Here is a 24,093-nt window from a genome sequence, read left to right on the forward strand (position 1 = left end):
TGCTCTACCTAGATAAGGGAGACAACTAGCCATGCAGAGCCAACAGCAAGCCGACGGTGAGTTGGTGCAGATGTTTGGCAAGGTGATAGCTATCGTTTTGCTACTCACATTGCTTAGCATATTAGGGTTTCGTTATTTTGCCTCTGTAGACAAAATAAGTGCCCAGGGGCTGCGCCTTGACCACTCCAAGTTACTCAACGTGCTGGCCATGGTCAAGGGGCAGTGGCTGGCCAAGGGCCGTCCATCCGAGATGAGGCTGGAGTGGGATACTTCAGGTTTTCAGGATAGTGAACCGTTCATTATTGAAGGGGAAAATAGTGAAGAGCACACACTTGTTAAAATGAGTCATGGTGGCTGGCCCCTGCTCGATACAGCCGATTCAGTTGGCTGTAAGCAACTTTGGCGTCAATTGTTAGGCAGAGAGCTGGTTGAGCAACAGGTTGTAACGCAGCTCAATCCTGAGGGAGATGTTTGTAGTTATATTGCTAATAACTCGGATCGATTAAGTTATCAACTGTCCACGGGGCGCGTTGTTTTTTTGACGAAAGAGTAAATATAGCAATTTCATGGGTTTCTAAAATTTGGCGAACTGATAGAATTGTAAAATTAGATATGGGGCGACATATGAGGATAAAAAATCAAATGCTGAATCAAGTAAGTCGAAAGCAGCAAGGTTTCTCGTTAATTGAACTTGTGATTGTGATTGTGATCTTAGGCCTGTTAGCCGCGACCGCAATTCCGCGCTTTCTCAATGTCACCGATGATGCCGAAGATGCCAGCCTTGAAGGTGTTACTGGCGGCTTGGCCACGGCTGTGGGCTTCGTAAGAGCACAGTGGGAAGTCGATGGTCGAAGTAACAGTAGCGTAGTGCTGGACGGAACAACGCTTTCTTTGGATACACGTTTCGGTTATCCAACGGGAATGGTAACTAGTGGTTCAGATACTGGAAATGGAAATACCAGTGCGACTGCTATGACAGATGCGTCGTGTCAGGAAGTATTTAAATATGTTCTTCAGAGCGCGCCTAAAAATGTAATTTATACCGCAGATGCAAGGAAGGCGAGATACACATTTCGTGTATTAGATGGTTCTGGCGGAACTGCCATAGCCAATACCGGTACGACTGTGACTAACTTAGATCTATGTGTCTATCATCAGGTCGCATCACTGGCGCTGAACACCAGTAGCGGGGTACCTACTCCTACACTCGATTTAAATAAAGGTAACGGAATCGCATATAATGCCGGTACAGGTACCGTAGTTACATTCACAAATAATTAATGTCCGGCCGCACGGCAGCTGGGAATGGGTATGAAGTTAAAGAGTCACTTAAGTAGAACGTTACTGAACTCGTAAATAGAAAGGTCAAGACTGTGAAAAAACAAAATGGTTTTACACTAATCGAATTAGTGGTCGTTATCATCATCTTAGGTATCTTAGCCGTCACGGCAGCACCTAAATTTATCAACCTGCAGAGCGATGCACGAGTTTCAGCTTTAGAAGGTATGAAGGCTTCTCTTCAAGGTGCAAACTCTCTGGTTTACTCAAAAGCGGCAATAGCCGGAGATGAGAAAAAAGCTAAAGGCGATTGGACTGGTGATAATGGAGTTGATATTGGAACTGAAGACAAGGCTAAAACTCAGTATGGTTACCTACAGGGCTTACAGGTTGAGTTAGAGAATGCTGTTGATGTGAAGTTTAATGTTGGTACTTCAGCTACTGACCCAAAAATAAAGACTGACAACAAGGCTGACTGGGTTATTTTTGTAAAGTCTGGTGTAGCTACAATTTGGCAAACAGATGCACCTGCAGCGTGTAAGTTTACTTACACCGAATCTGATGGTGTAGGTAAAACACCATCGTTTTCAGATATGCCAACGGCTTCAGGCTGTTAATATTGTAAGCACAATTTCTACTTGAAAAATATTGGATATATGTAAATGAATAAGCAAAGCGGTTTTACACTAATCGAATTAGTGGTTGTTATTATCATACTAGGTATTTTGGCTGTAACGGCTGCACCTAAGTTCATTAACCTTCAAAGTGATGCTCGTGTATCTACGCTTCAGGGAATGAAAGCGGCCATCCAAGGGGCTAACTCACTCTATTATTCGAAAGCGGCAATAGGCTCTCATGAGAAGAAAGACTCAGTAACAGTTGAAGGTGTGCTTGTTTCTTATGGCTATCTTCAGGCTACTAAAGCGAATATGGTTTTGGCGCTTGAGATTGCAGAGAGTGATTGGACCATTGACGATACTACTGACCGAGTGGCAGGCGTTCCGCCAGCAAAGTCTACACCTGGTGTAATCACCATTTCGCAGACCGATGCGCCTTCTACCTGTACATTTACCTATACAGAGGCAGATTCAGCTTCAGACACTCCAAGCTTCTCGGTAATGCCTGACGCGGATAAGTGCTAAGCTCCGTGCCAACAAATAAAAAGGCCTGCCTAGCAGGCCTTTTTTGTATCTAAACATCTAAATTTAGTATTTATTTGCCATACTTATTAAGTTGTTGGACACTATAGCTAGGAGCTAGGAGCTAGGAGCTAGGAGCTAGGAGCTAGGAGCTAGGAGCTAGGAGCTAGGAGCTTACAACTTAAAACTCAAGAATCTATCCGGACACTGAATGCGAACAGTCTTGCCACAAAGCGGCTTTACCTTGGTAGAGCTGGTTACCACCATCATCTTGATTGCCATTCTCTCTGTGGTGGTGTTACCGCGCCTGATGACAAGCTCCAGCTACAGTGCATTCACCCTGCGAGACGAATTTGTCTCTGAGCTTCGCAAGGCTCAGTTGTTGGCGATGAATAATGGAGACTATTGCTATCGTATCGCCGTAGATACTACGGGATATCAACTGCAGGGATTTGATAACACTGGCTGTACAGGTACCGCTAAGTTGACCGAGACTAAGCAGACATTTGAAGGGCGCGCCAGCCTGGAATTAGATAGTGACAGTTCAAAAAGCTTCAAGGTTAATTTCGACAGACAGGGGATCGCTAGCTTAGGCTGTAGCGGGGCCTGTATCAAGGTGATTGCCGATGAGACCTTAACCATCAGTATTGAGAGTCAGGGGTATATTCATGGCCGTTAACTCACTCTCGATAACAAAGCGAACAGGTGCTCTTGTGATAACAAAGGGCTTTACCTTAGTCGAGCTCGTGGTCGGCATGGTTGTGCTGAGCATCGCCTTGGTCATGCTGACCAGCATGCTGTTCCCCCAGGCCGACCGCGCGGCCGAGACCCTGCACAGGGTGCGCTCCGCCGAGCTGGCCCATTCGGTGATGAATGAGATCTGGGGTAAACGCTACGATCAAAACACCAACCCCAATGGTGGTGTCCCCGCATGTGGCGCCGCAGCGAGACCCGATCTGGGTCTTCCTGCAGGCTTGGCTTGTACCGCGCCGGGAGCGCTTGGCCCGGATACCGGTGAGAACCGTAACAGCTATAATGATGTCGATGATTACCATGGACTCAATCAGAACAGCTTGATGTTGAATGCCGCAGTAACAACAGGAGTTAATGCTGACACCTACGCCAGTCGCTACCCGAATTACCTGCTGGCGGTTGCGGTGACCTATCCCGATACCTCAGATCTGAACCGTAAACTGATAACGGTTACTGTGACGACGCCAAGTGGCGAGCAGATCGTCTACAATGCGGTCAGGAGTAACTACTGATGTCGGGCTTAAGACAGCTACGCAAGAGCGACGGTTTTACTCTGGTTGAGATGGTAATGGTGATCATCATCTTAGGCATCTTGGTGCTGGGGGTCAGTAGCTTCGTGATCATAGGCACCCGCATCTTCGTCGAATCAACCTCGGTGGATCAGGTGCTCAGTCAGAGTCGTTTCGCCATCGAACGTATGACCCGCGAAATTCGAAACGCCGTACCAAACAGTTTGCGTGTTACCAATACAGCAACATATCAATGTATGGAGTTTATGCCAATTCAGGGCAGTGCCTCCTATATCGATCTGCCTATCGCCCCAGAGGCGGCAAGCGAGACCGGTAGCATAATCACGCCATCACAGGGCATCAACAATACACACCGAATGTTGGTCTACCCTCTGACACCGGCTCATATCTACGAGGCTGACCCTACTTCATCAGAAGGACGTCTATTGGATATAGAGAAGGTTGAAGGTAATACTGTTACTTTCGATCGGGCAGTGCGTATCAGCGAGGCGTCTCCGAGAAACCGTTATTTTATGGTAAACAACGCGGTGAGTTACTGCTTCTTTACCAATGGTGATGTCAGGCGCTATGAAGGCTATAGCATGTTTAATACGGCGCAACCCGCTCCTGCGGATATGGGAGATGGGGTGTTGATGGCTGAGGGTGTGGTTACCGGCACAGGCACATGGCCAATCAACTATACTCCCGGCAGCTTAACCAATAACGCCGTCGTACAGTTAACGCCGACATTTATGGTCAATGGTCAGGAGTTTCAATATCAGCACCAGGTGCAGGTGGTCAATGTCCCCTAATATGAGTCACAGAGCTAACAGGCCATTTCGAGGATTCTCTCACTGCCGGGCGAAGCAGCAGGGTAGTGCGCTGGTCATAGGTATCTTCGTCATCACGGTGATGTTCCTGATGTCGGCTGCGCTAATTAATGTACTTGAAGATGCCGATGAGCAAGTTAGTCTCGAGGTGTGGGGCACCCGCGCCCTCTTTGCCGCCAACTCCGGCGCCGATCGTGCTCTCGCTCAACTGTTCCCGCTAACGGCGACCGACGCTAGCGCAGCATCTTGTACCAATGTGAAGGAGTGGAAGAACCTACCGAGCGTGCCGGGCTTCCATGGCTGCAGCGTCGTCTTGACCTGTGTGACTAATACTGTAGATAGCGTAAACAGTTACCGGATCACCAGCACGGCGACCTGCGAGACGGGAAACTGTAGTGGTAATGACAGCAGTTGCCTGCGAGTCAATCGCCAGGTGGAGGTAGAAGCCCGTGATTAGAATGTTTAAAATAGTGCTCAGTCTCGCGTTGCTGTTCCCGGCCTTGGCGATAGCCGTTCCCTATTGTAGTGATATCTTTACCGACCCACCGACAGGGGATCATGGTGAAAATGGCTTAACACCGCCAGCCAATATCGGTCCTCCTCTTGGGGATCTAAACTGTACTAGAAAGAGGGGCTGTGACAACAGCACATCTGGCTATTTTTTACCCGGAGACTACAGCTTTAGTGAAGGAAATTTTCATGGAGGCGGTCCTTCTCTCGTCAATCACATTACCACTAACGGCACCACCGCTAGGCTCTATTTTGATCGGGTGTCTTTGAGTGGTGTTAGCTTAAATACCTATGGTAAAGCCGAAGATTTAATTATCTATGTACGTGAAGATCTTACGATTGCCGGCCACAACCACATTAATGGCATTATCTATGTGGTTGGAAATGTTTCGCTAACCGGAAACGGCTCTGTAACGGGCGGCTTAGCGGCTGGTGGCAGTGCCGGAGTGGGTGGTAACGGTGATTTCGTCTTCGATGAAGAGGCTATCGACAATGCCGACTTTGGTGGTATGTGTATCCCTGGGCCTAAGCCAGACTTAAACCATTACCGTCTTGAGTTTTCGTCTGGGGCATTGAGCTGTAAGGCAAAAGATATCCTTATTCGTGCTTGTGCTGATGAATATTGTGCTACGGAAACATCAGTTTTATCGAGTGTCGATTTGACCAAAAACGGTGGCGTATACAGTACGGTTAACTTCGCAGGGCATACAGTTCCGGCTGCAGAGCTCTGGCATGCGGACGGGGGAACAGTTTTAGTTGGTCTTGGAGCTACCGCTCCGTCAGCTCCTTATCGCTGCTTCATCGATGGCCTTGAAGTCGCCAATATTGCCGACTGTCAATTAACCTTTGAAGACACTGGTTTCTATTTTGATGCACCGGATACGATATCTTATAAAGATAGCGGTCAGTTTGAACTGTTTGCTGCCACCAAAGACCCTGTTACTCAGAAGTGTGAGTCTCTCTTTAAGAATCAAACCAAGTCTGTAGATTTTTCGTTTAACTATAAAGACCCAAACCCGGTGAATAACCCCGCATCATTAATGCTGACGGCGCCCACTCAGAGTAAAGTAATTGCAGGTGGTGATACCGAGAGTGTGAGTGTGAAATTTGACGCAGAAGGAAAAGCACTGTTAACGGTGAACTACCCTGAAGCCGGCGAGGTGACACTCAAGGCATCCCATACCCATACGGTGAATACACCAAATGGCTCAGAGGAGTTAGTGCTCGAGCATCAAGATAGCTTCGTCGCTAAACCGGCAGGCTTCCACTTTTTCAATGAATCAGCTAACAATCGATGCGCCAGCTCCGATCCCTATGATGCAGACTGCAAAGTACTAGCTAAGGCTGGAGAAAGTTTCGATATGCGCCTGAAAGCCGCAGGCTGGACCTCAGACGAAGACAGCGATTTCAGCGATAACCCTGTTCTGCAAAATTTTAAGCATAGTAATATTCAGATACAGGCAGCGGTAGAGGCACCATCGCTAGCCGATGGAGGCACCAATGGCAGCTTTAGCACTTCTGCGGTAGATTTCAATTTATCGGGTAGTGAGAGTTCACAACTTATCAGTCAAAGTTGGACTGAAGTGGGGACTCTCACGGCAAAACTCACTCAAGATATCAGCTATCTGGGGGTCACCATCTCAAAAGATAATGCCAGCAGTGAACTGTTTGGCCGTTTCACTCCGGCTTATCTGGATATATCCGGAAACTCTCCCTCACTGACTCATAGCTGCGGCAGCTTTACCTATATAGATCAACCCTTTGGTTTTTCAGGAGGCGGAGAACCAATCATTCAGGTAAGAGGCATGGCCAGTGATGATAGTGAAGCAAGAAACTATCAGCTTGGTGACTGGTGGCGATACAAGCATAAAGAGGAGGCAAGCAGAAATCAGTGGCTTGGAAGAGGTTATGAAGATAAAACCGGTGAGCTACAAGTTCAAGATAGTGAATATCCGGGTTTATCGGGCAGTGTGAGCTACGCCAATAACGCTAATACAGCTACATTAACAGGTGCTAAAGTCGAGTATGTGCGTTTGCCTACCCCAATGGTACCGTTCGATGCTAAATTTGATCTTAAGTTAGCAGTAACAGATCTCACCGATGAGGATGGTATCTGCTATCAAGCCGACTCGTCCGGTAGCTGCCAGCCTTTCTCTTTCGAAGATATTGCCGATGGCGCCTCATTTGAGCTAAGGTACGGCCGTTTGCAGTTGGACAACGGTTATAGCCCTCAGTCGGAAAGCCTGCGTCTGCCTTTGCGAACCGAGTATGTCAGCGCGGTTGATGCGGCTAATGTCCCGACCTGGGTAACCAACGGTGATGATAGCTGCTCTGTGTATAACACGGTAACCTCGACGGATACCACAGAGGCAGTGACAACAGGGATGAATATGACCTTGCCAGCAGGTTTCCCGGCGATAACGGCTCACAGTAATGACGAATTAACTTCGCAAAGCGGAACTGCCTTACAAGGTGTTAATCATATCTATTTTACCGCTCCGAATACGCCTGGGGAAGTTCGGCTCAAGCAACATGTCGAGCCTTGGCTCAAGTGGTATTGGAATTATGATGGCAACAAACCTAACGCTCTCTATGATCCGCGAGCTTCGGCCTTCTTCGGTACCTATCGCGGCCACGACAAGGTGATCTACTGGCATGAAGTCAATTAGAACCTAGGTTCTAGGAACTGTGGATGTCCATTTGCTTTTGGGGATGAATTTCGTGAAAAGAGTGATTAAATCTCTCCTTTGGCATGATAATTAAAAAAAAAACGCTTCATTAGCAAATGTTAACCTCATCGCCCTTGTGTCATCAGGGTGTCGTTGATAGAGTTACCTGATTTTTCTTTTTCCGACTCCACAGAGACAGGCTGGTTACATGTTCAAGAAGCTGCGTGGCATTTTTTCTAACGATCTTTCGATCGATTTGGGTACGGCTAACACCTTAATTTACGTTCGCGAAGAGGGGATCGTACTTAACGAACCTTCTGTTGTCGCAATTCGTGGCGAACGAGGTAGTGGCGGACAGAAGTCCGTGGCGGCTGTAGGTACAGAAGCTAAGCAGATGTTGGGTCGTACTCCGGGCAATATCCAGGCTATCCGTCCGATGAAAGACGGTGTTATCGCCGACTTCTACGTGACAGAGAAGATGCTGCAGCACTTTATTAAGCAAGTGCACAACAACAGCGTGTTCCGTCCAAGCCCCAGAGTACTGGTTTGTGTGCCTGTAGGTGCAACTCAGGTCGAGCGTCGTGCAATTCGTGAATCTGCAATGGGCGCCGGCGCTCGTGAGGTTTACCTGATTGAAGAGCCAATGGCTGCTGCGATCGGTGCGGGTCTGCCTGTATCTGAGGCGACAGGTTCTATGGTTGTCGACATCGGTGGTGGTACTACCGAAGTGGCAATTATCTCACTTAACGGTGTGGTGTATTCATCTTCTGTTCGTATCGGTGGTGATAAGTTCGATGATGCGATCATCAACTATGTCCGCCGTAACTACGGCAGCCTGATCGGTGAAGCGACTGCCGAGCGTATCAAGCACACTATTGGTACCGCTTATCCGGGTGACGAAGTGCTTGAAATTGAAGTGCGCGGCCGTAACTTAGCCGAAGGTGTCCCTCGTAGCTTTACACTCAACAGCAACGAGATCCTCGAAGCGCTGCAAGAGCCGTTATCGGGTATTGTCAGTGCCGTTATGGTCGCACTCGAGCAATCTCCACCGGAGCTGGCGTCAGATATCTCTGAGCGCGGTATGGTATTAACCGGTGGTGGCGCATTAATTCGCGATCTGGACCGTCTGTTGATGCAAGAGACGGGCATTCCTGTGATGGTTGCCGATGACCCATTAACTTGTGTTGCTCGAGGCGGCGGTAAGGCGCTGGAGATGATCGACATGCATGGTGGTGACCTCTTCTCCGAAGAAAGCTAATTTGGTATGAACAAGGCGGTGTTTAACCGCCTTGTTTTTTTCTATTCCTCATTATCGTTGCAGGTTGTGAAGACCTGATATTGTTTTATCACCCCTTTAAATGCTGATTAGCATTACGAAACCATTTTATAGTTTTTTATGAAGCCCATTTTTGCACGTGGTATTTCAAACCAATTCAGGCTGACACTAGCAATTATTTTGTCGGTGATCCTCATCGTGGCTAACAACCGACTCGACCCCGTTCGTAAATCTGTCTCATCTGTTCTAAGTCCTCTTCAATACGTTGCTAATGTTCCCGGTGCACTCTTAGACTGGTCGGCCGAGAGTCTCGCGACTCGAAATATGCTGACAAAGCAGAACAAGGAGCTATTGAGGCAGCAACTTCTGATGAGCGAGCGACTACAGCGCTTCGAACACCTCAGGCAGGAAAATGACCGGTTACGTGCACTACTGGGCTCTCCCGTGCATATGGACTCGAAGAAGGTCGTTGCCGAGGTGATGGAAGTTGCCAGCGATCCCTATCATCAATATGTGGTACTAAATCATGGTGCCATGAGCGGCGTGTTTGTCGGCCAGCCTGTGGTCGATGCCCAAGGCGTAGTAGGGCAGGTGGTGCAGGTCAATGAGCTAACCAGCAGGGTACTTCTGATCTCCGATGCAACCCATGGTATCCCGGTAAGAGTCACGCGTAACGACGTGCGTCTGGTCGTTAAAGGCACGGGAGTGCTCGATGAACTCGAGCTCAGTTATGTGTCTAAGAGTACAGATATCAGGGTCGGCGATCTCTTGGTCTCCTCGGGTTTGGGAAACCGTTTTCCCGAAGGTTATCCCGTTGCCCGTGTGATGAGCGTGGTCAAAGATGACGGGCAAAGCTATGCCAATGTGATCGCCCAGCCGTTAGCCGCGCTCGATAGAATTCGTTACCTTTTGCTGATCTGGCCCGATGAGCAGGATGAAAGTTTGAGTAAAGATGAGCTTTTGAACATTGAAAATACCTCAGAATCTACAAAGCAAACCGCTGAGGTGAGCCAATGAGTATGCATATTGCTAATGGACGCTGGGTGGTATGGTTGAGTTTCCTGGTCGCCATGTTATTTCAGATAATGCCTCTGCCGGATCTTGTCGAGCCGTGGCGCCCGGACTGGTTACTGCTGGTTATCATCTATTGGGCCATGGCGTTGCCCCACCGATATAATATTTTATCGGCCTGGGTCTTAGGCGTGCTGCTCGACATCATGCTTGGGGCACATCTGGGTATTCGAGCGTTATCGATCTCTCTGGTCGTCTATGTGGTGGTGCTGCATTTTCAGCGGTTACGTAACTTCCCCATGTGGCAGCAGGCACTGATGATCTCCAGTTTGATATGCTTATATCACCTGGTCATCTTCTGGGTTCAATTTGTCGTTGATACGGCCACATTTGATGTGCGCCTATTTTTACCCGCCATCTCCAGCCTCATTATCTGGCCTTGGGTATTTTGGATCTTACGTCGTGTCAGGCGTTTATATAAGGTGAGATAAGAATGAATGGTTCAGCTCGATTAGTATTGGCATCAGCCTCTCCGCGCCGCAAAGAGTTGCTGACGCAGCTTGGTTTTTCAAAGGCCGGATTTAGCTTTGATACCCTGTCTGCAGATATCGATGAAACTCATCAGACGGGTGAATCGCCACAAGTGTTTGTTTCTCGCCTTGCGGTAGAGAAAGCCGAGGCTGGATTAGCCCTGTGTGATAACCTGACAACTCCCGTGGTATTAGGTTCTGATACTATAGTTGTATTAGGTGAACAGATACTGGGTAAGCCGGTCGATGAAGCCGATGCGCTGAAGATGTTAACCGATCTGTCGGGACATATTCACAGCGTGATGACGGCGGTGGCTCTGACCGATGGCAAGAAGACACTGACGCGTCTGGTTGAGACCAAAGTACAGTTTTGTGATCTCAATGAGCAAGATATCCTGGCCTATATCACCACCGGTGAGCCTATGGATAAGGCGGGAGCCTACGGGATCCAGGCATTAGGCGGAAGCTTTGTTGAGCGTATCGAGGGCAGTTATTCTGCCGTAGTGGGCTTGCCTCTGGTAGAGACCCGTGAACTGCTCAAAGAGATGAAAATTATTTAGTTAACGGCAGCAGCGAGCTAAAGATACTGCGAAGAAAGTGGCGAGTAAAGAGAACTGATCTGTAGCTCGAAGTCCGTAGCTTAGAACCCAATTTAAAGTGAGTATGAATATGAGTCGCATCGTCAGAAACAGAGTACAGAAAAAAATTGGTTCTGAACTATTGATCAATGTGACGCCGACTGAAGCTCGTGTCGCTTTGGTTGAACATGGCGTTCTGCAGGAAATCCACATTGAAAGGCGGATGAAACGTGGCTTAGTCGGCAATATCTATAAGGGAAAGGTTAGCCGGGTACTGCCGGGTATGCAGGCGGCGTTTGTCGATATTGGCCTGGATAAGGCGGCATTTTTGCATGCCTCAGACATAGTTCCTCATACTGAATGTGTTGCCGATGTAGAGAAAGGCAACTTCATCGTTCGTGATATCAATGAGTTAGTGCGTCAAGGGCAGGATATCATGGTTCAGGTGGTGAAAGACCCTCTGGGAACCAAAGGCGCCCGACTGACAACCGATATAACGCTTCCATCTCGCTACCTGGTCTTTATGCCCGGTTCAAGCCATGTTGGTGTGTCTCAGAGAATCGAATCTGAAGAGGTGCGCTCTCGTCTTAAGGGATTGACAGAACCCTTTGTCGATGAAGATGGTGGATTTATTATTCGTACCGCCGCGGAGAGCGCCGGCGAGCAGGAGTTGGTCCAGGATGCCGCTTTTTTACGTCGTGTTTGGGGAAGGGTGAGTGAGCGTCGTAAACTCAAAGGTGTGTCGCTGCTTTACCAAGACCTGGCACTACCTGTTCGTATCGTGCGTGATTTTGTCGGTACAGAATTAGATCAGATCCAAGTTGATTCGAGTCAGACATTCGAAGAGTTACAGGCATTTTCTGAAGAATTTATGCCTGAGATTGCCGAGAAGATAGAACATTACAACGGCCCGGTTCCCATCTTTGACCTGTATGATGTTGAAAATGAAGTCCAGCGCGCCCTTGGCAGAAAAGTCGAGCTGAAATCCGGTGGTTATTTGATTATCGATCAAACCGAAGCTATGACCACTGTAGATATCAATACCGGTGCTTTCGTGGGTCACAGAAATCTCGAAGAGACTATCTTCAATACCAACCTCGAAGCGACACAGGCTATCGCGCGTCAACTCAGGTTGCGTAATCTGGGTGGCATTATCATTATCGACTTCATCGATATGTTGAGATCTGAGCACCAGAAGCGTGTCCTTGCCAGTTTGGAACTTGCCTTGTCCGCCGACAGGGTTAAGACCAATATTAGTGGTTTCTCAGGTCTTGGCTTAGTGGAGATGACGCGTAAACGAACTCGAGAGAGTATAGAGCACGTGCTATGTGGAGAGTGCCCTGCCTGTTATGGCACCGGCAGTTTGAAAACCGTTGAAACAGTCTCTTATGAAATATTCAGAGAGATCATTCGATTAGATCGTAGCTACGATGCCGACGAATTCTTAGTCTATTGTGCTCCCGGCGTCTTTAACAGCCTGACGGGGGAAGAGGGACATTTGGTTGCTGAGTTGGGTGTGTATATAGGAAAACGTGTTCGTTTTCAAAATGAACCTATGTATGCACAAAATAAATTTGATGTGGTAATAATGTAGTGCCTCGTCAATTCTGTCCCTTTAAGTTTAGCCGTTTCTGCTGGCAAATATTAGCGATTATATTGGTGCTGTTTGCCTTGGCTGTGAGTCTCTTTCGGGGGCTCTTGCCTCAGCTCGCAGAGGTAAGGCAAGAGCTGGTCAAATATGTCGAAGAGCAGTATCAGGTTCAGGTTAACGTAGGAGAGCTCAACGCCGAGTGGCAGGCCTTTGGCCCCGCCTTAACGGTAAAAAACTTAGTACTCCCCCCTCAGGAACGCTTGCCTTTTACCCTGATAATTCGTGATGTCCATGTCAAGCTCGATTTCTGGGAGAGCTTGATGACGACCAGCCCCCAGATTGAAAATGTTATTTTCGAAGGGGTCCAGGTTGGGCTCGATCTCGATAAACTCAATCAGGCTGGCCCCTCAACAGTATCTGCAGAAACCGATACCGACTGGCTATATCGTCTACTACTAGAGCAGTTAGAACACTTCTCGATAACGGAGGCCAGCTTACAGTTACTCAGCAAGAGTCATGATTTCAGACCTATCTATGTCAAAGACTTGAGATGGCAAAACAGGAACAACAAACATCAGGGCCAGGGAAAACTCTACCTCGATGAAAAAGCCTCTGAGGTCGAGCAGCTCTCTCTGTCGCTGGAGATTGATGGTAATGGTTTCAGGCCCGATACCCTTAAAGGGCAAGTTTATCTCGCGGCCAGCTCTTTGGATCTGGGCGAGTGGGCCTCCAGACAGGCGAATCCATATGATGAGAAAAGCAAACTGCCTCTTGAAGGTGTAGTGAATCTGCAGGCCTGGTTGAGCCTGGGGAATCGGTCGATCGAATCCGGACTCATCCAGTTTGAGCCTAGCTGGCTCGAGTGGCAGTTAAATGAAGAAGTGCAACATTTTGAAATCAAAGGTGGGCAGTTCGAGTGGCTACCGATTGATAAGGGTTGGCAGTTAAGTAGCAGATCGCTTGAATTTGAAACCAATGATCGACCATGGTCTGAGCTCAACTTTGTTGCACAGCAACGAGGCGAGCAGCTATCGGCCTATCTGAATCGATTAGACACCAGTACCCTGTTACCCCTGCTACCCTTAGCGCCAAAGGTCGATCTGCTTGCTCTGAAAACCTGGCAGTCGATAAACCCCCAAGGTTATCTGGATAATATCAAATTCTCTCTTAATGGAGATCTGGGCCCGCAAGTTTCGCTGGATATTAATCAGTTGCAATGGCGAAACTTTGAGAGTATCCCGGGCAGTAAAGCATTAGACTTGCAGGTCGCCTGGTATGATGATTCACTCTATTTCAATGCCCCGGAGCAAGCCTACACCTTAGATTTTAGTACGGCTTTCAAGGCGCCTATCGTGCTAAATGGCGCCGCTTTCGATGCCCGGTTTAATACCCAATATAGTGAATTAACGCTTCCTCGCCTTCAATTTAGCAATAAAGATATCGGCATAGACGCTTCCGTGAAAATGGGGTTTGCAGGTGACACTCATCTTGCGCTACTTGCAGATGTGAAGATCAATGATGTCGTCGATGTGGGTAATTACTTTCCGCTACATGGTATGGATGCCGGGTTAGTCGACTATCTTGAGGCCGGGCTCGTTGCGGGTAATACCCAAGATGCTAGAGTGGTATGGCATGGTCCATTAAATCAATACCCATACAAGGATCATTCCGGGATCTTTCAGGCGGCTTTCACCCTGAGTGATGCTGAGTTCAAGTTTCAGCCCGATTGGCCCGCGGTAACCTCTCTTGAGCTATCCGCTCTGTTTGAGAACGCTCGAATGGATCTCACTATCGATAGCGGTGATCTCTTAGATGTCGTCGTCGATGGGGCTCGTATCAGTATTCCTGAATTGGGCGCGCGCTCCCTGCTGGAGATTGATGCCGAGCTGGCAACCCAAGGTGTTGCAGCGACAGAGGTGATTCAAGCCTCACCACTGGCCGAGTCTGTCGGTTCCACGTTGGCGGTGGTTCAGGTGCAGGGTGACGTTACCGCCACTTTGGATCTTTCAATTCCTCTTTATGATGGTGAAGAGGAGCAGATCCGTGGCTTAGTGAATCTCGATAACACACCTATATATATCACCGAACCTGGGGTGCAGCTCGATGGCGTGACGGGGCAGGTGAGCTTCGTTAACGAGGTGGTGAAGGGTAAAGATATCTCCGCTCTGTTATATCAACAACCAGTTTCATTGACTTTCGATACCGAGCAGGTACGAGACAATTATGGATTGAATCTGGATCTTAAGGGAGTTTGGCAGCTCGACGAGCTTCCGGCCGAGCTCGATAATCCCTTGATGGATTTCTATTCCGGTGAGGTAAACTGGAATGGTGCCATGACACTTATTTTCGATCAGACGGGCTACCGCATTCAGGCTCAGGTCAATAGCGATCTGCTTGGTACCGAGTTAACGCTTCCTCCACCATTTTCTAAAGCCACAGATGAGAAGCGAAGGCTATCTGCCGAGCTCATCGGTGACAATAAACAGTCCTCGCTGGGGATCAAGCTGGGCAATCAGATGGAGTTCTGGGGGGGATTCGATCTCGAGTCGGGTGATCAATTAAGCCACTTCGATCTTCTGCTGGGACGCCTGTTTAAACCGGGCGATCAACTGAAACGAGACCAGGGGCATCTGCAGTTAGATATTGCTCAAACAGAGTTTTCCCCTTGGTTACCCATTATTACTAGTTTCACCTCGGCAGCCACTTCTGAGATTAACCTTGCCCCGATTGTGCCCGAGCCTCAATCAGTGCCTGAAACTGAGGCAGTGTCTGCTCCTGAGTTAAATCCAGGCGAGAAGGCATCGGTGCAACAAGAACAAACCAGGGGCTTCTTTCCTCCCCTTATCAGCATCGATGCTGATATTGGCGATCTGAATCTGATGGGACAAACCCTCTCTGAATTGACCATGACGGCGGCCCCTTTTGAGGAGTTATGGCGCTTCGAGGCTCAGTCTAAAGAGTTTGATGGAAGGATAGATTTTTACCCGGATTGGTCGACTCAGGGTCTGAAGATGGTCGCCAAAAAGTTTCATATTGCACCAGCGGTAAAGGAGGAAGCTAAGGCTGATTTTAAGTCCGGTACAGTGCTGAATAATTTGCCGCCACTGGCATTAGATGTCGATGACTTTCGTCTATATGGAAAGCCTTTGGGCCACCTGGTACTACAGGGGACGCCCAAAGAGGGGCACTATCAGATACAAACTCTCTCTTTGACCACGCCCGAGGTGAAACTGAGCGGCAAGGGGGCATGGAAGAACAGCGAGGGCGAAAATGTCACCGAGTTTGACGTGAAGTTAGATGCGACAAAATTTGATGCATTATCCTCTATCCTCGATATGGATCCCGGCTTAAAAGATGCGCCGGTTGAAATAGATGCCAATATCTCCTGGCAGGGAGCCCCCTACGCGTTCTCTCTCGAGTCGCTCAATGGCAAGATAAACTTCGAGCTGGGGAAAGGGCACCTGTCTGAAGTCAGTGATAAAGGAGCCAGAATTTTCTCGCTATTCAGCTTAGATTCCCTGCTAAGAAAACTTTCACTCGATTTCTCCGATGTATTCGGCAAAGGCCTCTATTTTAATTCGTTTACCGGTACTCTGGAGATAGATAACGGTGTCATTAAAACCCGTGATACCGAGATGGATGCCGTTGCGGGAAATATGAAGGTCAGAGGTTACACTGACTTAGTTACCGAAAGCCTGAATTACGATATTCGCTTCGTACCTCAACTCGCCTCCAGTGTTCCTACGGTTGTACTGCTCACCACAGGCGGTTGGACGCTGGGGATCGGGGCTTTTGCCCTGACGAAAGTGCTCGAACCTGTCATCGAGGTGATCACCGAGCTAAGGTTCAGGCTGACGGGAACCATGTCAGAGCCTAAACTCGAAGAGTTAGAGCGCAAGAGTAAAGAGATCGAGATCCCCGAGTCTGCACTGCCTCGCACTAAAGAGGGTCAGCCTGATAATAAACAGCCTGCTAAAAAGGGGGCCGAGACTCAAGGGGTTGAGAAGCAAGAAGAGAAGAGTCAAGGAGCCGATTCTCGGGAGTCCTCTGCTCCTGCTAAAATTAACGAATCCGGAGTCGAAATTCTTGCACCAAAAGTGATTGAGATGCCAGACTTTAGGGAGACCAACTCTTATCCCCCAGCCAGCAATGAAGATAAGATCAGCCCACCGAAGGAAGCAATAGATGCAGATCAGCCTGTTACAGTGCCAAAGCAGTCGAGATATAGCCCAAAACCTGCAGTTTATCGAGTCGCAGCTTAGTCTTCTGCCCAGAGTGTCGGGTGAGGAGCAACTGGTCGTGTTACCCGAGTGCTGCTTACTGTTTGGTGGCCATGAGAGTCAGCAAGGAGAGTATGCACTTAATTCTTGCTCAGAAGAGAACCCGCTAAAAACAGCGATGTCGGATCTGGCCAGAAAATTTGATGTCTACCTTGTCGCCGGTACTATCCCTGTGCTTGCAGACGATAAGCGGGTTTATAGCCGTACTTATCTGTTCGACTGTGCGGGTAAAGTCCTGGGTGAATACGATAAGCTGCATCTGTTCGATGTCGATGTTTCCGACGGCACCAAGGAGTATCGTGAGAGCGATACTTTCTGTCCCGGTGAGAAAATTAGTGTAATCGATACTCCCTTTGGTAAGTTAGGATTAGCAATATGTTACGATCTGCGCTTTCCGGATCTGTTTAGGGCGATGAGACTGGCCGGAGCCGAGATAATCGCCCTACCAGCCGCCTTTACTAAGGTGACTGGCGCCGCACATTGGCAGCCCTTGATTCAGGCCCGGGCGATAGAGACACAATGCTTTATTTTAGCCGCCGCTCAATGGGGGCAACATAACAAAGGCAGCCGGGAAACTTGGGGGCAGAGTATGATAGTCGATCCCTGGGGACGGATTAAGGCGGAAAAAATGACAGGTTGTGGCTGGGTTCAAGCGTCACTGGACAAGAGTGAACTTGCACAAATCAGACAACAGATGCCGGTAGAGCAGCATAACCGGTTTTCACCGCCACAATTACAACAAATTAAATAAGATCTTAGGGCCAGATTCCTGAGAGATTTTTATAAAGATTAAGCGTGATTAAGCTCAAATGAGCAAGAAGAGAGAACTATTAATGCCATTTTTAACTCAAGTAGAAGCAAGCTTACTGCAAGATGGACAGTCACTGAATGATCTACAGGGCTACCTTAATTCCATTCATCAGCATAATGTCGATTTTTCCGATCTCTATTTTCAGGGAAGCCGCCATGAATCTTGGGTATTAGAAGATGGCATAGTAAAAGAGGGTAGTTTCCACATCGAACGTGGCGTCGGCGTGCGTGCCATTACCGGTGAAAAAACCGGGTTTGCCTATGCCGATGAGATAACCCCAGCGGCGCTCAAAGCCTCTGCCGAAGCGGCGCGTAGCATTGCCGTTGCAGGCAAGAGCGAAACGGTACAAGCCTGGAAGCAACAAGAGGTGAAAGCGCTCTACCAGAGTGCAGATCCGATTGCGGCGATGGAAGAGGTGAAAAAGATAGCGCTGCTGAAAGAGGCGGATGCTTATATACGTAGCCTCGATAGCCGTATCATTCAAGTGGTTATCAGCCTCTCAGGTGTCCATGAAGAGATATTGATTGCGGCGAGTGATGGCACGCTTGCCGCCGATATTCGCCCTCTTGTGCGATTCAACTGTAGTGTGATCTTAGAAGAAAATGATAAGCGTGAGCGTGGCGCCAGTGGTGGTGGTGGACGCCATGGTTATGAAGTCTTGATGGATAACGATGATACCGGCTTGCCTGCTTGTTTCTCTTTTGCCCGTGAAGCGGTCCGTCAGGCATCGGTAAATCTACATGCAATCGATGCCCCTGCCGGACAGATGCCGGTTGTTCTCGGTGCTGGATGGCCCGGAGTCTTGCTCCATGAGGCCGTGGGTCACGGACTGGAGGCTGACTTTAACCGTAAAGGGAGCAGTGCATTCAGTGGGCTCGTCGGTCAGCAGGTTGCCTCAAAATTAGTCACCGTCGTCGATGATGGCTCCATACCAAACCGTCGCGGCTCTCTGAGCATCGATGACGAAGGCGTTGCAACCCAAAAGACGGTCTTGATTGAAGATGGGATCTTAAAGGGCTATATGCAAGATAAGCTCAATGCACGCTTGATGGGTGAATTGCCCACAGGTAACGGACGCCGGGAATCCTATGCGCACCTGCCTATGCCAAGAATGACCAACACCTATATGGAAGCGGGAGAGAGTGATCCTCAAGACATTATTAAGTCGGTAAAGAAGGGGGTCTATGCGCCTAACTTCGGAGGAGGGCAGGTGGATATTACCTCGGGCAAGTTTGTCTTCTCTGCATCTGAAGCTTACCTGATTGAAAATGGTGAAGTGACTCAGGCGATTAAGGGAGCAACCCTGATAGGAAATGGACCAGAGGCTATGGGGCAGATCTCTATGGTGGGTAACGATCTGGCATTAGATCAAGGTGTCGGTGTCTGTGGTAAAGATGGTCAGAGCGTTCCGGTTGGTGTAGGTCAACCCTCATTGAAGCTCGATAGCCTGACGGTAGGTGGAACCGCTTAATCTTTCTCACTATGTAAGTGCCAGGTTGTAGCTTTTAGGATCTGGCTCCTACTCTTGCTGTGCAAAAAATGTTAACATTCGGCATGGAATTTAGAGTAAACACTCTAGGTCGAGTGTAGAGGAAAGGGGATGAAGTTTTCACATATAGCCTTATTGTCGTTAGCGGCACTAGGGCCTTTCACGGCTGGGGCGAAAGAGATGGGGTTCTCTCAAGCTTGGCAACAGCTGTTAACGGTAAGCGATAAGTTGCAAGCCGGTGCTCAGGAAGTTAACCGCGCCGAGGCCGAGCATGAAGCCGGAAAGGATCTTTATCTTCCCTCAATTAGTCTCAACGGAAGCTATACACGACTCGAAAAGCCGATCGAGTTAGATCTTAACGATCTTAACCCTCTCGCCTCTATGGATCCCAGCACACTCCCGCCGTCTATCGGTGGTGCCCTTGCCGGTATACCAAGCTCTATGTTTGTCACCCAATTTACCGAACAAGATATCTTTCGTTCCAGTCTCCAGGCGATGTGGCCTATCTATACGGGAGGCAAGATCTCTGCGGCTCAGGGGATCCATGCCGCACATGTGATAGAAAAGGAGCAGCAGTTACAGCTCTCTACCCGTGATCTCTTTATTCAACTGGTGGATCGCTACTATGGCGTTGCGGTGACTCAGTCATTAGCGCAGACCCGTGGTGAATTAGTCTCCTCCCTCGAAGAGCATGCCAGTCATGCACAGAAACTCGAAGAGCAGGGACAGATAGCGAAAGTCGAACGGCTCAATGCGCAAGTTGCACTGGAAAATGCCAAGGTGAACTTTGCCAGTGCCGTGCGTCAAGCTGAAATGGCAGTTATCGCCCTATCACGTATGCTCCATGAACATGAAGTGGATACCACATCCGCGCTGTTTATGCTCGCCGACGCCCCCTCTCTGCCGCACCTGAGTCAACTGACTCTGGTTCAACATCCTGCGCTGAAACTGCTCGAAGCGAAAGAGGAGCAGGCCAATGGATTGATCGACCTGGAAAAAGGTAAGTATCACCCTACGGTATTTCTCTATGGTAATTACACCCTGTATGAAGACGATAGCCTGTTTTCTAAGATGGAGCCTGATTGGATGCTGGGCGTCGGAGTTAAAGTGCCGTTACTGAGTCGAGACGGACGCAGTGGCAAGGTACAGGCGGCTAAGAGTGCATTGCTTCAGGCAAGATATACCAAGGCACAGACCCGGCAAGATCTCAGCCTGCTACTGGATCAAAGTTACCGTCAGCTGTTACAAGCCCAAGAGGAGGTATTATCGCTGGAGACCTCTCTTAGTTTGGCACAAGAGAATAAGCGCCTGAGAGACCTGGCTTTTCGTCAGGGGCTATCGACCTCGATCGAAAAGGTCGATGCAGAACTGAAGCTTACTGCGGTAGAAACACAGCAGCTGGGTGCTAAATATCGTTATATTCAGGCGTATGCCAGACTCATGGCCATCAGTGGCCAATTGGAAGAATTTTTAGGTCGCAGCGTTAGTCATCATACTAATGTCGCGATGCAGGAGAGTAACAATGCAGGCTAATCGTATTATTGGGGTTGTGGCAATTATTGGCCTGGTTGGAGCGTTAGGGTACGGCTTAAAACTGGCCTATACACCTCAGGATGAACGCATACAGGGTCAGATTGAGGCGAGAGAATACAATATCTCCTCAAAGGTACCGGGTAGGGTCGAGCAGGTGTTAGTGCGTCGTGGGGATAAAGTTGAAGCGGGCGATCTGTTATTTGCCATCGACAGTCCCGAGTTGAGTGCAAAGTTAATGCAGGCCGAAGGTGGCAGAGATGCGGCTCAGGCGATGCAGCTTGAAGCCGATACCGGTGCCCGAAAGCAGCAGGTGATGGCGTCGAAAGAGCAGTGGCTGAAGGCGAAAGCGGCGGCCACACTGGCCAAGACCACATACGACCGCGTCGAAGTTCTGTTTGTCGAAGGTGTGCTGGCAAGACAGAAACGCGATGAGGCGTTCACTCAATGGCAAGCTGCCAAGTATACGGAACAAGCTGCCCTGGCCATGTATGAGATGGCAAATGAAGGTGCGCGTGAAGAGACAAAAGCTGCCGCTGCAGGTAATGCCCGCATGGCGGAAGGTGCGGTGAATGAGGTCAGTGCAATATTGGCCGATAGCCAGATGCGCGCCCCTAAGTCAGGTGAGATAAGCGAAGTGCTGCTACAGCCTGGTGAACTCGCGCCAAGTGGATTCCCAGTGGTAAGTATCATCGATATGGATGATGCCTGGGCCGTGTTTCAGGTGCGTGAAGATCAGCTAAAAGAGTTTAAGATGGGTCAAAAACATCTCATCTTTATCCCGGCCCTCGGAGGAGAGTACGAATTCTCGGTAACTCATATCAGTGTGATGGGAGAGTTCGCCACCTGGCGTGCCACCGAGAGCGGCCATGATTTCGATATGCGCACCTTCGAGATGGAGCTTCGTCCCGTGAAGACGATTCCCGATCTCAGAGTCGGCATGACTACCTTGATGGCGCAATAACCCAAAGTGTTAGTTTCAATGACTAGCCTGATACGGCGTGAACTGAAGGCCTTGTGGAACGATCCCTGGCAATTCGCACTCGTCACCTATATTCCCATCTTAGGGATTATCTCGTTGTGGTGGCTGTTCAGTGCGGGTATGCCCAGACAGTTGCCGGTGGCGATTGTCGATCACGATCAAAGCCAGCTCAGTCGTATGCTGGCAAGGCGTATTCAGGCTAATCCGGCGGCTGAGCCAATCGGCTATCAGGATATTGCCAGCGCAAAACGGGCGATGACCCAAGGCGAAGTTTATGCGCTGGTGGTGCTTCCATACCGTTTGAAGCGGGATCTGCTTACGGGTCATAGTCCGACGATCGAGATACGTTATAACAGCCAATTCCTCTTGGTGGGTAAGTTACTCTCGAGTCAGATCCAGCTCAGCCTGGCCGATGGCCTGCTGCACGTGGCGAGTAAGAAGCAGTTAGCACTTGGCGTACCTAAGGCTCAGGCCGAGATTAACCTTCGCCCGGTGACCAGCCAGACGACCGCACTGTATAACTCTAATAGCAACTATATCGGCTTTCTGGTGCCGCCGGTCCTGCTTGCGCTGGGGCAGTTGCTCGCCATGTTGGTGTTTGCCAATAGCCTCAATCGTGAGTTACGACTCAATACCATGAGCGAATGGTTCAGCCTGGGAACTAGGCGTGTGCTGTTTGCAAAAATGCTGGTCTATACCCCCTTGATTCTACTGCAGGGCCGCTTCATTCTCGCCATTTTGTACCAGTTCCTGAATCTTCCTCTGGCGGGGGATTTCGGGCTATTGCTGGTGGCTCAGGTGGCGATGTTACTTGCCGTCTGGTTGTTAGTCCTGGTGATCTTCTTCCTGCTGCAGGATTGCGCCAGGGTGATCAGCTTCTGCACCGCACTCTTTGCACCCGCCTTTCCCTTTATGGGGATCACCTTTCCCACTCTGGATATGCCCGTGTTGGCTCAGCTGTGGCGAAAGCTGATGCCATCGAGCCACTATATCGACACCCATGTCGGCGTGGTCAGCTATGGACAGGGTTGGGATACGCTTGCCGACCAATTGATTAACTATTGGGGATTCCTGTTTCTGATCCCCGTAATTATCTTCTTGGCGACCAGAGTCAAGCGTGCACACCTGGCGGATCAATCTCTATCCCCGGAGGGCGCTAAATGACTTTTTGGCAATTTCTATTGGCAGACTTGCGCGCGATTGTAATGGATAAGGCGATCGCCATTACCCTGTTTGGCGGTGTGCTGTTTTATTCTGTGCTCTATCCGCTGCCCTATTTGAATCAGGTGCCGACCGAGCAGATGTTGGTGGTTATCGACCATGATGGTTCATCTTTGAGCCGCCGCTTGATCAGACACGCCGATGCCAGCCCTAAAATTACCGTGACCGGCCAGGTAAGCACTATCGAAACGGCTCAAAGCTGGATCGAATCCGGCAGGGCCAATGGCTTACTGGTTATCCCCCATGGTTTCAGGAAAGATCTGATGCTGGGGCGAGGGTCAACCTTAAGCTATGGCGGCGATGCCAACTATTTTTTAATCTATTCCGCCGTGGTAGAAGGCCTGGTTTCTGTGGGGCTGGACGCGAGCAAGTATGTGCAGCTCGTGGGTCTGCTAGCCCATGGTGAGAACGCTAAGGCCGCAGAGCGAAGCCTGAATGCGGTGAAGCTCAATAGTGTGCCCGCCTTCAATCCGAGTCTGGGATACACCCCCTATGTGGTACCCGGGGTACTGCTACTGGTACTACACCAAACCCTATTAATCGGAACCGGCATCTTGGGCGCCGGACAGTGGCGAAACCAAGGCTATTGGCGCAGGGTTTCCCCCCTGATGCTGATTAGCGGACGTATCTGTGTGTTCTTCCTCATCTATACCCTGTTCACCAGTCTGTATGTGGGGCATTGCTATTACTGGTACGGGGTCAGCGTACAGGCAACGCTGGGGCAGGTCGCGCTATTTCTGCTGCCATTTCTGCTATCGACCGCGGTTACCGGTATCGCGTTTAGTTGTCTGTTCACCCGTCGGGATCTGCCGACTCAGGTATTGCTGCTGATCTCTATGCCGATCCTCTTCGTATCCGGATTTGTGTGGCCGTTGGAGTTGATCCCGGAGCCTCTTATCTGGATCTCCACCATTATCCCGGCGGTACCGGCGATTATCGGAATGTTACAGCTCAATCAGATGGGGGCTTCATGGGTCAGTATCATGCCCCTATGGCTTCACCTGTGGGGTCTGTTTGCACTCTTCTTCATGCTGGCCCTCTATGGGGTTAATTGGCGGTTGAAGCGAGAGCCGAACTGCGAGTCATAAGTCATAAGTCATAAGTCA

Annotated in this window: 21 protein-coding genes; all 21 read left to right on the plus strand. The window is 49.5% G+C overall.

Annotated elements, in window-relative coordinates:
* The first annotated feature begins 31 nt into the window (after positions 1 to 31).
* The 21 genes from SSED_RS02870 to SSED_RS02970 all read left to right on the plus strand — a co-directional run bounded on the left by SSED_RS02870 (position 32) and on the right by SSED_RS02970 (position 24,075).
* Entirely contained in the window at positions 32 to 553 is a 522-nt protein-coding gene (locus tag SSED_RS02870; protein WP_012140898.1) for a hypothetical protein, read from the plus strand.
* Positions 554 to 642: 89 nt separating this feature from the next.
* Positions 643 to 1,281, plus strand: a complete 639-nt coding sequence (locus tag SSED_RS02875) for a type II secretion system protein (RefSeq protein ID WP_041421934.1) — start codon at positions 643 to 645, stop codon at positions 1,279 to 1,281.
* Positions 1,282 to 1,373: 92 nt separating this feature from the next.
* Positions 1,374 to 1,895, plus strand: coding sequence for a type II secretion system protein (locus SSED_RS02880; protein WP_012140900.1), 522 nt, complete (start codon positions 1,374 to 1,376; stop codon positions 1,893 to 1,895).
* 45 nt (positions 1,896 to 1,940) lie between these two features.
* Positions 1,941 to 2,420, plus strand: a complete 480-nt coding sequence (locus SSED_RS02885) for a type II secretion system protein (RefSeq protein WP_012140901.1) — start codon at positions 1,941 to 1,943, stop codon at positions 2,418 to 2,420.
* A 208-nt stretch (positions 2,421 to 2,628) separates the two neighbouring features.
* On the plus strand, positions 2,629 to 3,096 hold the full coding sequence (locus SSED_RS02890) for a pilus assembly FimT family protein (RefSeq protein WP_012140902.1): 468 nt from the start codon (positions 2,629 to 2,631) through the stop codon (positions 3,094 to 3,096).
* Complete coding sequence (locus SSED_RS02895; RefSeq protein ID WP_012140903.1) at positions 3,086 to 3,682, plus strand: prepilin-type N-terminal cleavage/methylation domain-containing protein; 597 nt, start codon at positions 3,086 to 3,088, stop codon at positions 3,680 to 3,682. Before SSED_RS02890 ends, SSED_RS02895 begins: the two co-directional genes overlap by 11 nt.
* Positions 3,682 to 4,491 carry a PilW family protein gene (locus SSED_RS02900; protein WP_012140904.1) on the plus strand — a complete coding sequence of 270 codons (810 nt, stop codon included), beginning with the start codon at positions 3,682 to 3,684 and terminating at the stop codon, positions 4,489 to 4,491. Before SSED_RS02895 ends, SSED_RS02900 begins: the two co-directional genes overlap by 1 nt.
* On the plus strand, positions 4,481 to 4,966 hold the full coding sequence (locus tag SSED_RS02905; protein ID WP_012140905.1) for a hypothetical protein: 486 nt from the start codon (positions 4,481 to 4,483) through the stop codon (positions 4,964 to 4,966). Before SSED_RS02900 ends, SSED_RS02905 begins: the two co-directional genes overlap by 11 nt.
* A gap of 1 nt (position 4,967) precedes the next feature.
* Positions 4,968 to 7,688: a DUF8470 domain-containing protein gene (locus tag SSED_RS02910; RefSeq protein WP_012140906.1), complete on the plus strand. Its 2,721-nt coding sequence runs from the start codon at positions 4,968 to 4,970 to the stop codon at positions 7,686 to 7,688.
* A 208-nt stretch (positions 7,689 to 7,896) separates the two neighbouring features.
* Positions 7,897 to 8,946: a rod shape-determining protein gene (locus SSED_RS02915; RefSeq protein WP_012140907.1), complete on the plus strand. Its 1,050-nt coding sequence runs from the start codon at positions 7,897 to 7,899 to the stop codon at positions 8,944 to 8,946.
* A gap of 138 nt (positions 8,947 to 9,084) precedes the next feature.
* Positions 9,085 to 9,981, plus strand: coding sequence for a rod shape-determining protein MreC (mreC, locus tag SSED_RS02920; protein ID WP_012140908.1), 897 nt, complete (start codon positions 9,085 to 9,087; stop codon positions 9,979 to 9,981).
* Positions 9,978 to 10,466: a rod shape-determining protein MreD gene (gene mreD / locus SSED_RS02925; RefSeq protein WP_012140909.1), complete on the plus strand. Its 489-nt coding sequence runs from the start codon at positions 9,978 to 9,980 to the stop codon at positions 10,464 to 10,466. Before mreC ends, mreD begins: the two co-directional genes overlap by 4 nt.
* Before the next feature lie 2 nt (positions 10,467 to 10,468).
* A complete protein-coding gene (locus SSED_RS02930; RefSeq protein WP_012140910.1) occupies positions 10,469 to 11,065 on the plus strand; it encodes a Maf family protein in 597 nt (198 codons plus the stop codon).
* A 103-nt stretch (positions 11,066 to 11,168) separates the two neighbouring features.
* The gene (gene rng / locus SSED_RS02935; RefSeq protein ID WP_086022443.1) at positions 11,169 to 12,677 is read left to right on the plus strand and encodes a ribonuclease G; all 1,509 of its coding nucleotides are present in this window, start codon (positions 11,169 to 11,171) and stop codon (positions 12,675 to 12,677) included.
* Positions 12,677 to 16,936, plus strand: coding sequence for a YhdP family protein (locus tag SSED_RS02940; protein WP_012140912.1), 4,260 nt, complete (start codon positions 12,677 to 12,679; stop codon positions 16,934 to 16,936). The genes rng and SSED_RS02940 overlap by 1 nt, the downstream gene beginning before the upstream one ends.
* Positions 16,860 to 17,705: a carbon-nitrogen hydrolase family protein gene (locus tag SSED_RS02945; RefSeq protein WP_012140913.1), complete on the plus strand. Its 846-nt coding sequence runs from the start codon at positions 16,860 to 16,862 to the stop codon at positions 17,703 to 17,705. The genes SSED_RS02940 and SSED_RS02945 overlap by 77 nt, the downstream gene beginning before the upstream one ends.
* Before the next feature lie 82 nt (positions 17,706 to 17,787).
* On the plus strand, positions 17,788 to 19,236 hold the full coding sequence (tldD, locus tag SSED_RS02950; protein WP_041421512.1) for a metalloprotease TldD: 1,449 nt from the start codon (positions 17,788 to 17,790) through the stop codon (positions 19,234 to 19,236).
* Between the two features lie 129 nt (positions 19,237 to 19,365).
* Entirely contained in the window at positions 19,366 to 20,787 is a 1,422-nt protein-coding gene (locus SSED_RS02955; RefSeq protein ID WP_012140915.1) for a TolC family protein, read from the plus strand.
* On the plus strand, positions 20,777 to 21,748 hold the full coding sequence (locus SSED_RS02960) for an HlyD family secretion protein (RefSeq protein ID WP_012140916.1): 972 nt from the start codon (positions 20,777 to 20,779) through the stop codon (positions 21,746 to 21,748). The genes SSED_RS02955 and SSED_RS02960 overlap by 11 nt, the downstream gene beginning before the upstream one ends.
* Positions 21,749 to 21,766: 18 nt before the next feature.
* A complete protein-coding gene (locus SSED_RS02965; RefSeq protein WP_012140917.1) occupies positions 21,767 to 22,930 on the plus strand; it encodes an ABC transporter permease in 1,164 nt (387 codons plus the stop codon).
* Positions 22,927 to 24,075 (plus strand): ABC transporter permease, encoded by a 1,149-nt coding sequence (locus SSED_RS02970; RefSeq protein ID WP_012140918.1) that lies wholly within the window; start codon positions 22,927 to 22,929, stop codon positions 24,073 to 24,075. Before SSED_RS02965 ends, SSED_RS02970 begins: the two co-directional genes overlap by 4 nt.
* Positions 24,076 to 24,093 lie beyond the last annotated feature (18 nt).

It is taken from the genome of Shewanella sediminis HAW-EB3, from assembly GCF_000018025.1.
Classification (GTDB): domain Bacteria; phylum Pseudomonadota; class Gammaproteobacteria; order Enterobacterales; family Shewanellaceae; genus Shewanella; species Shewanella sediminis.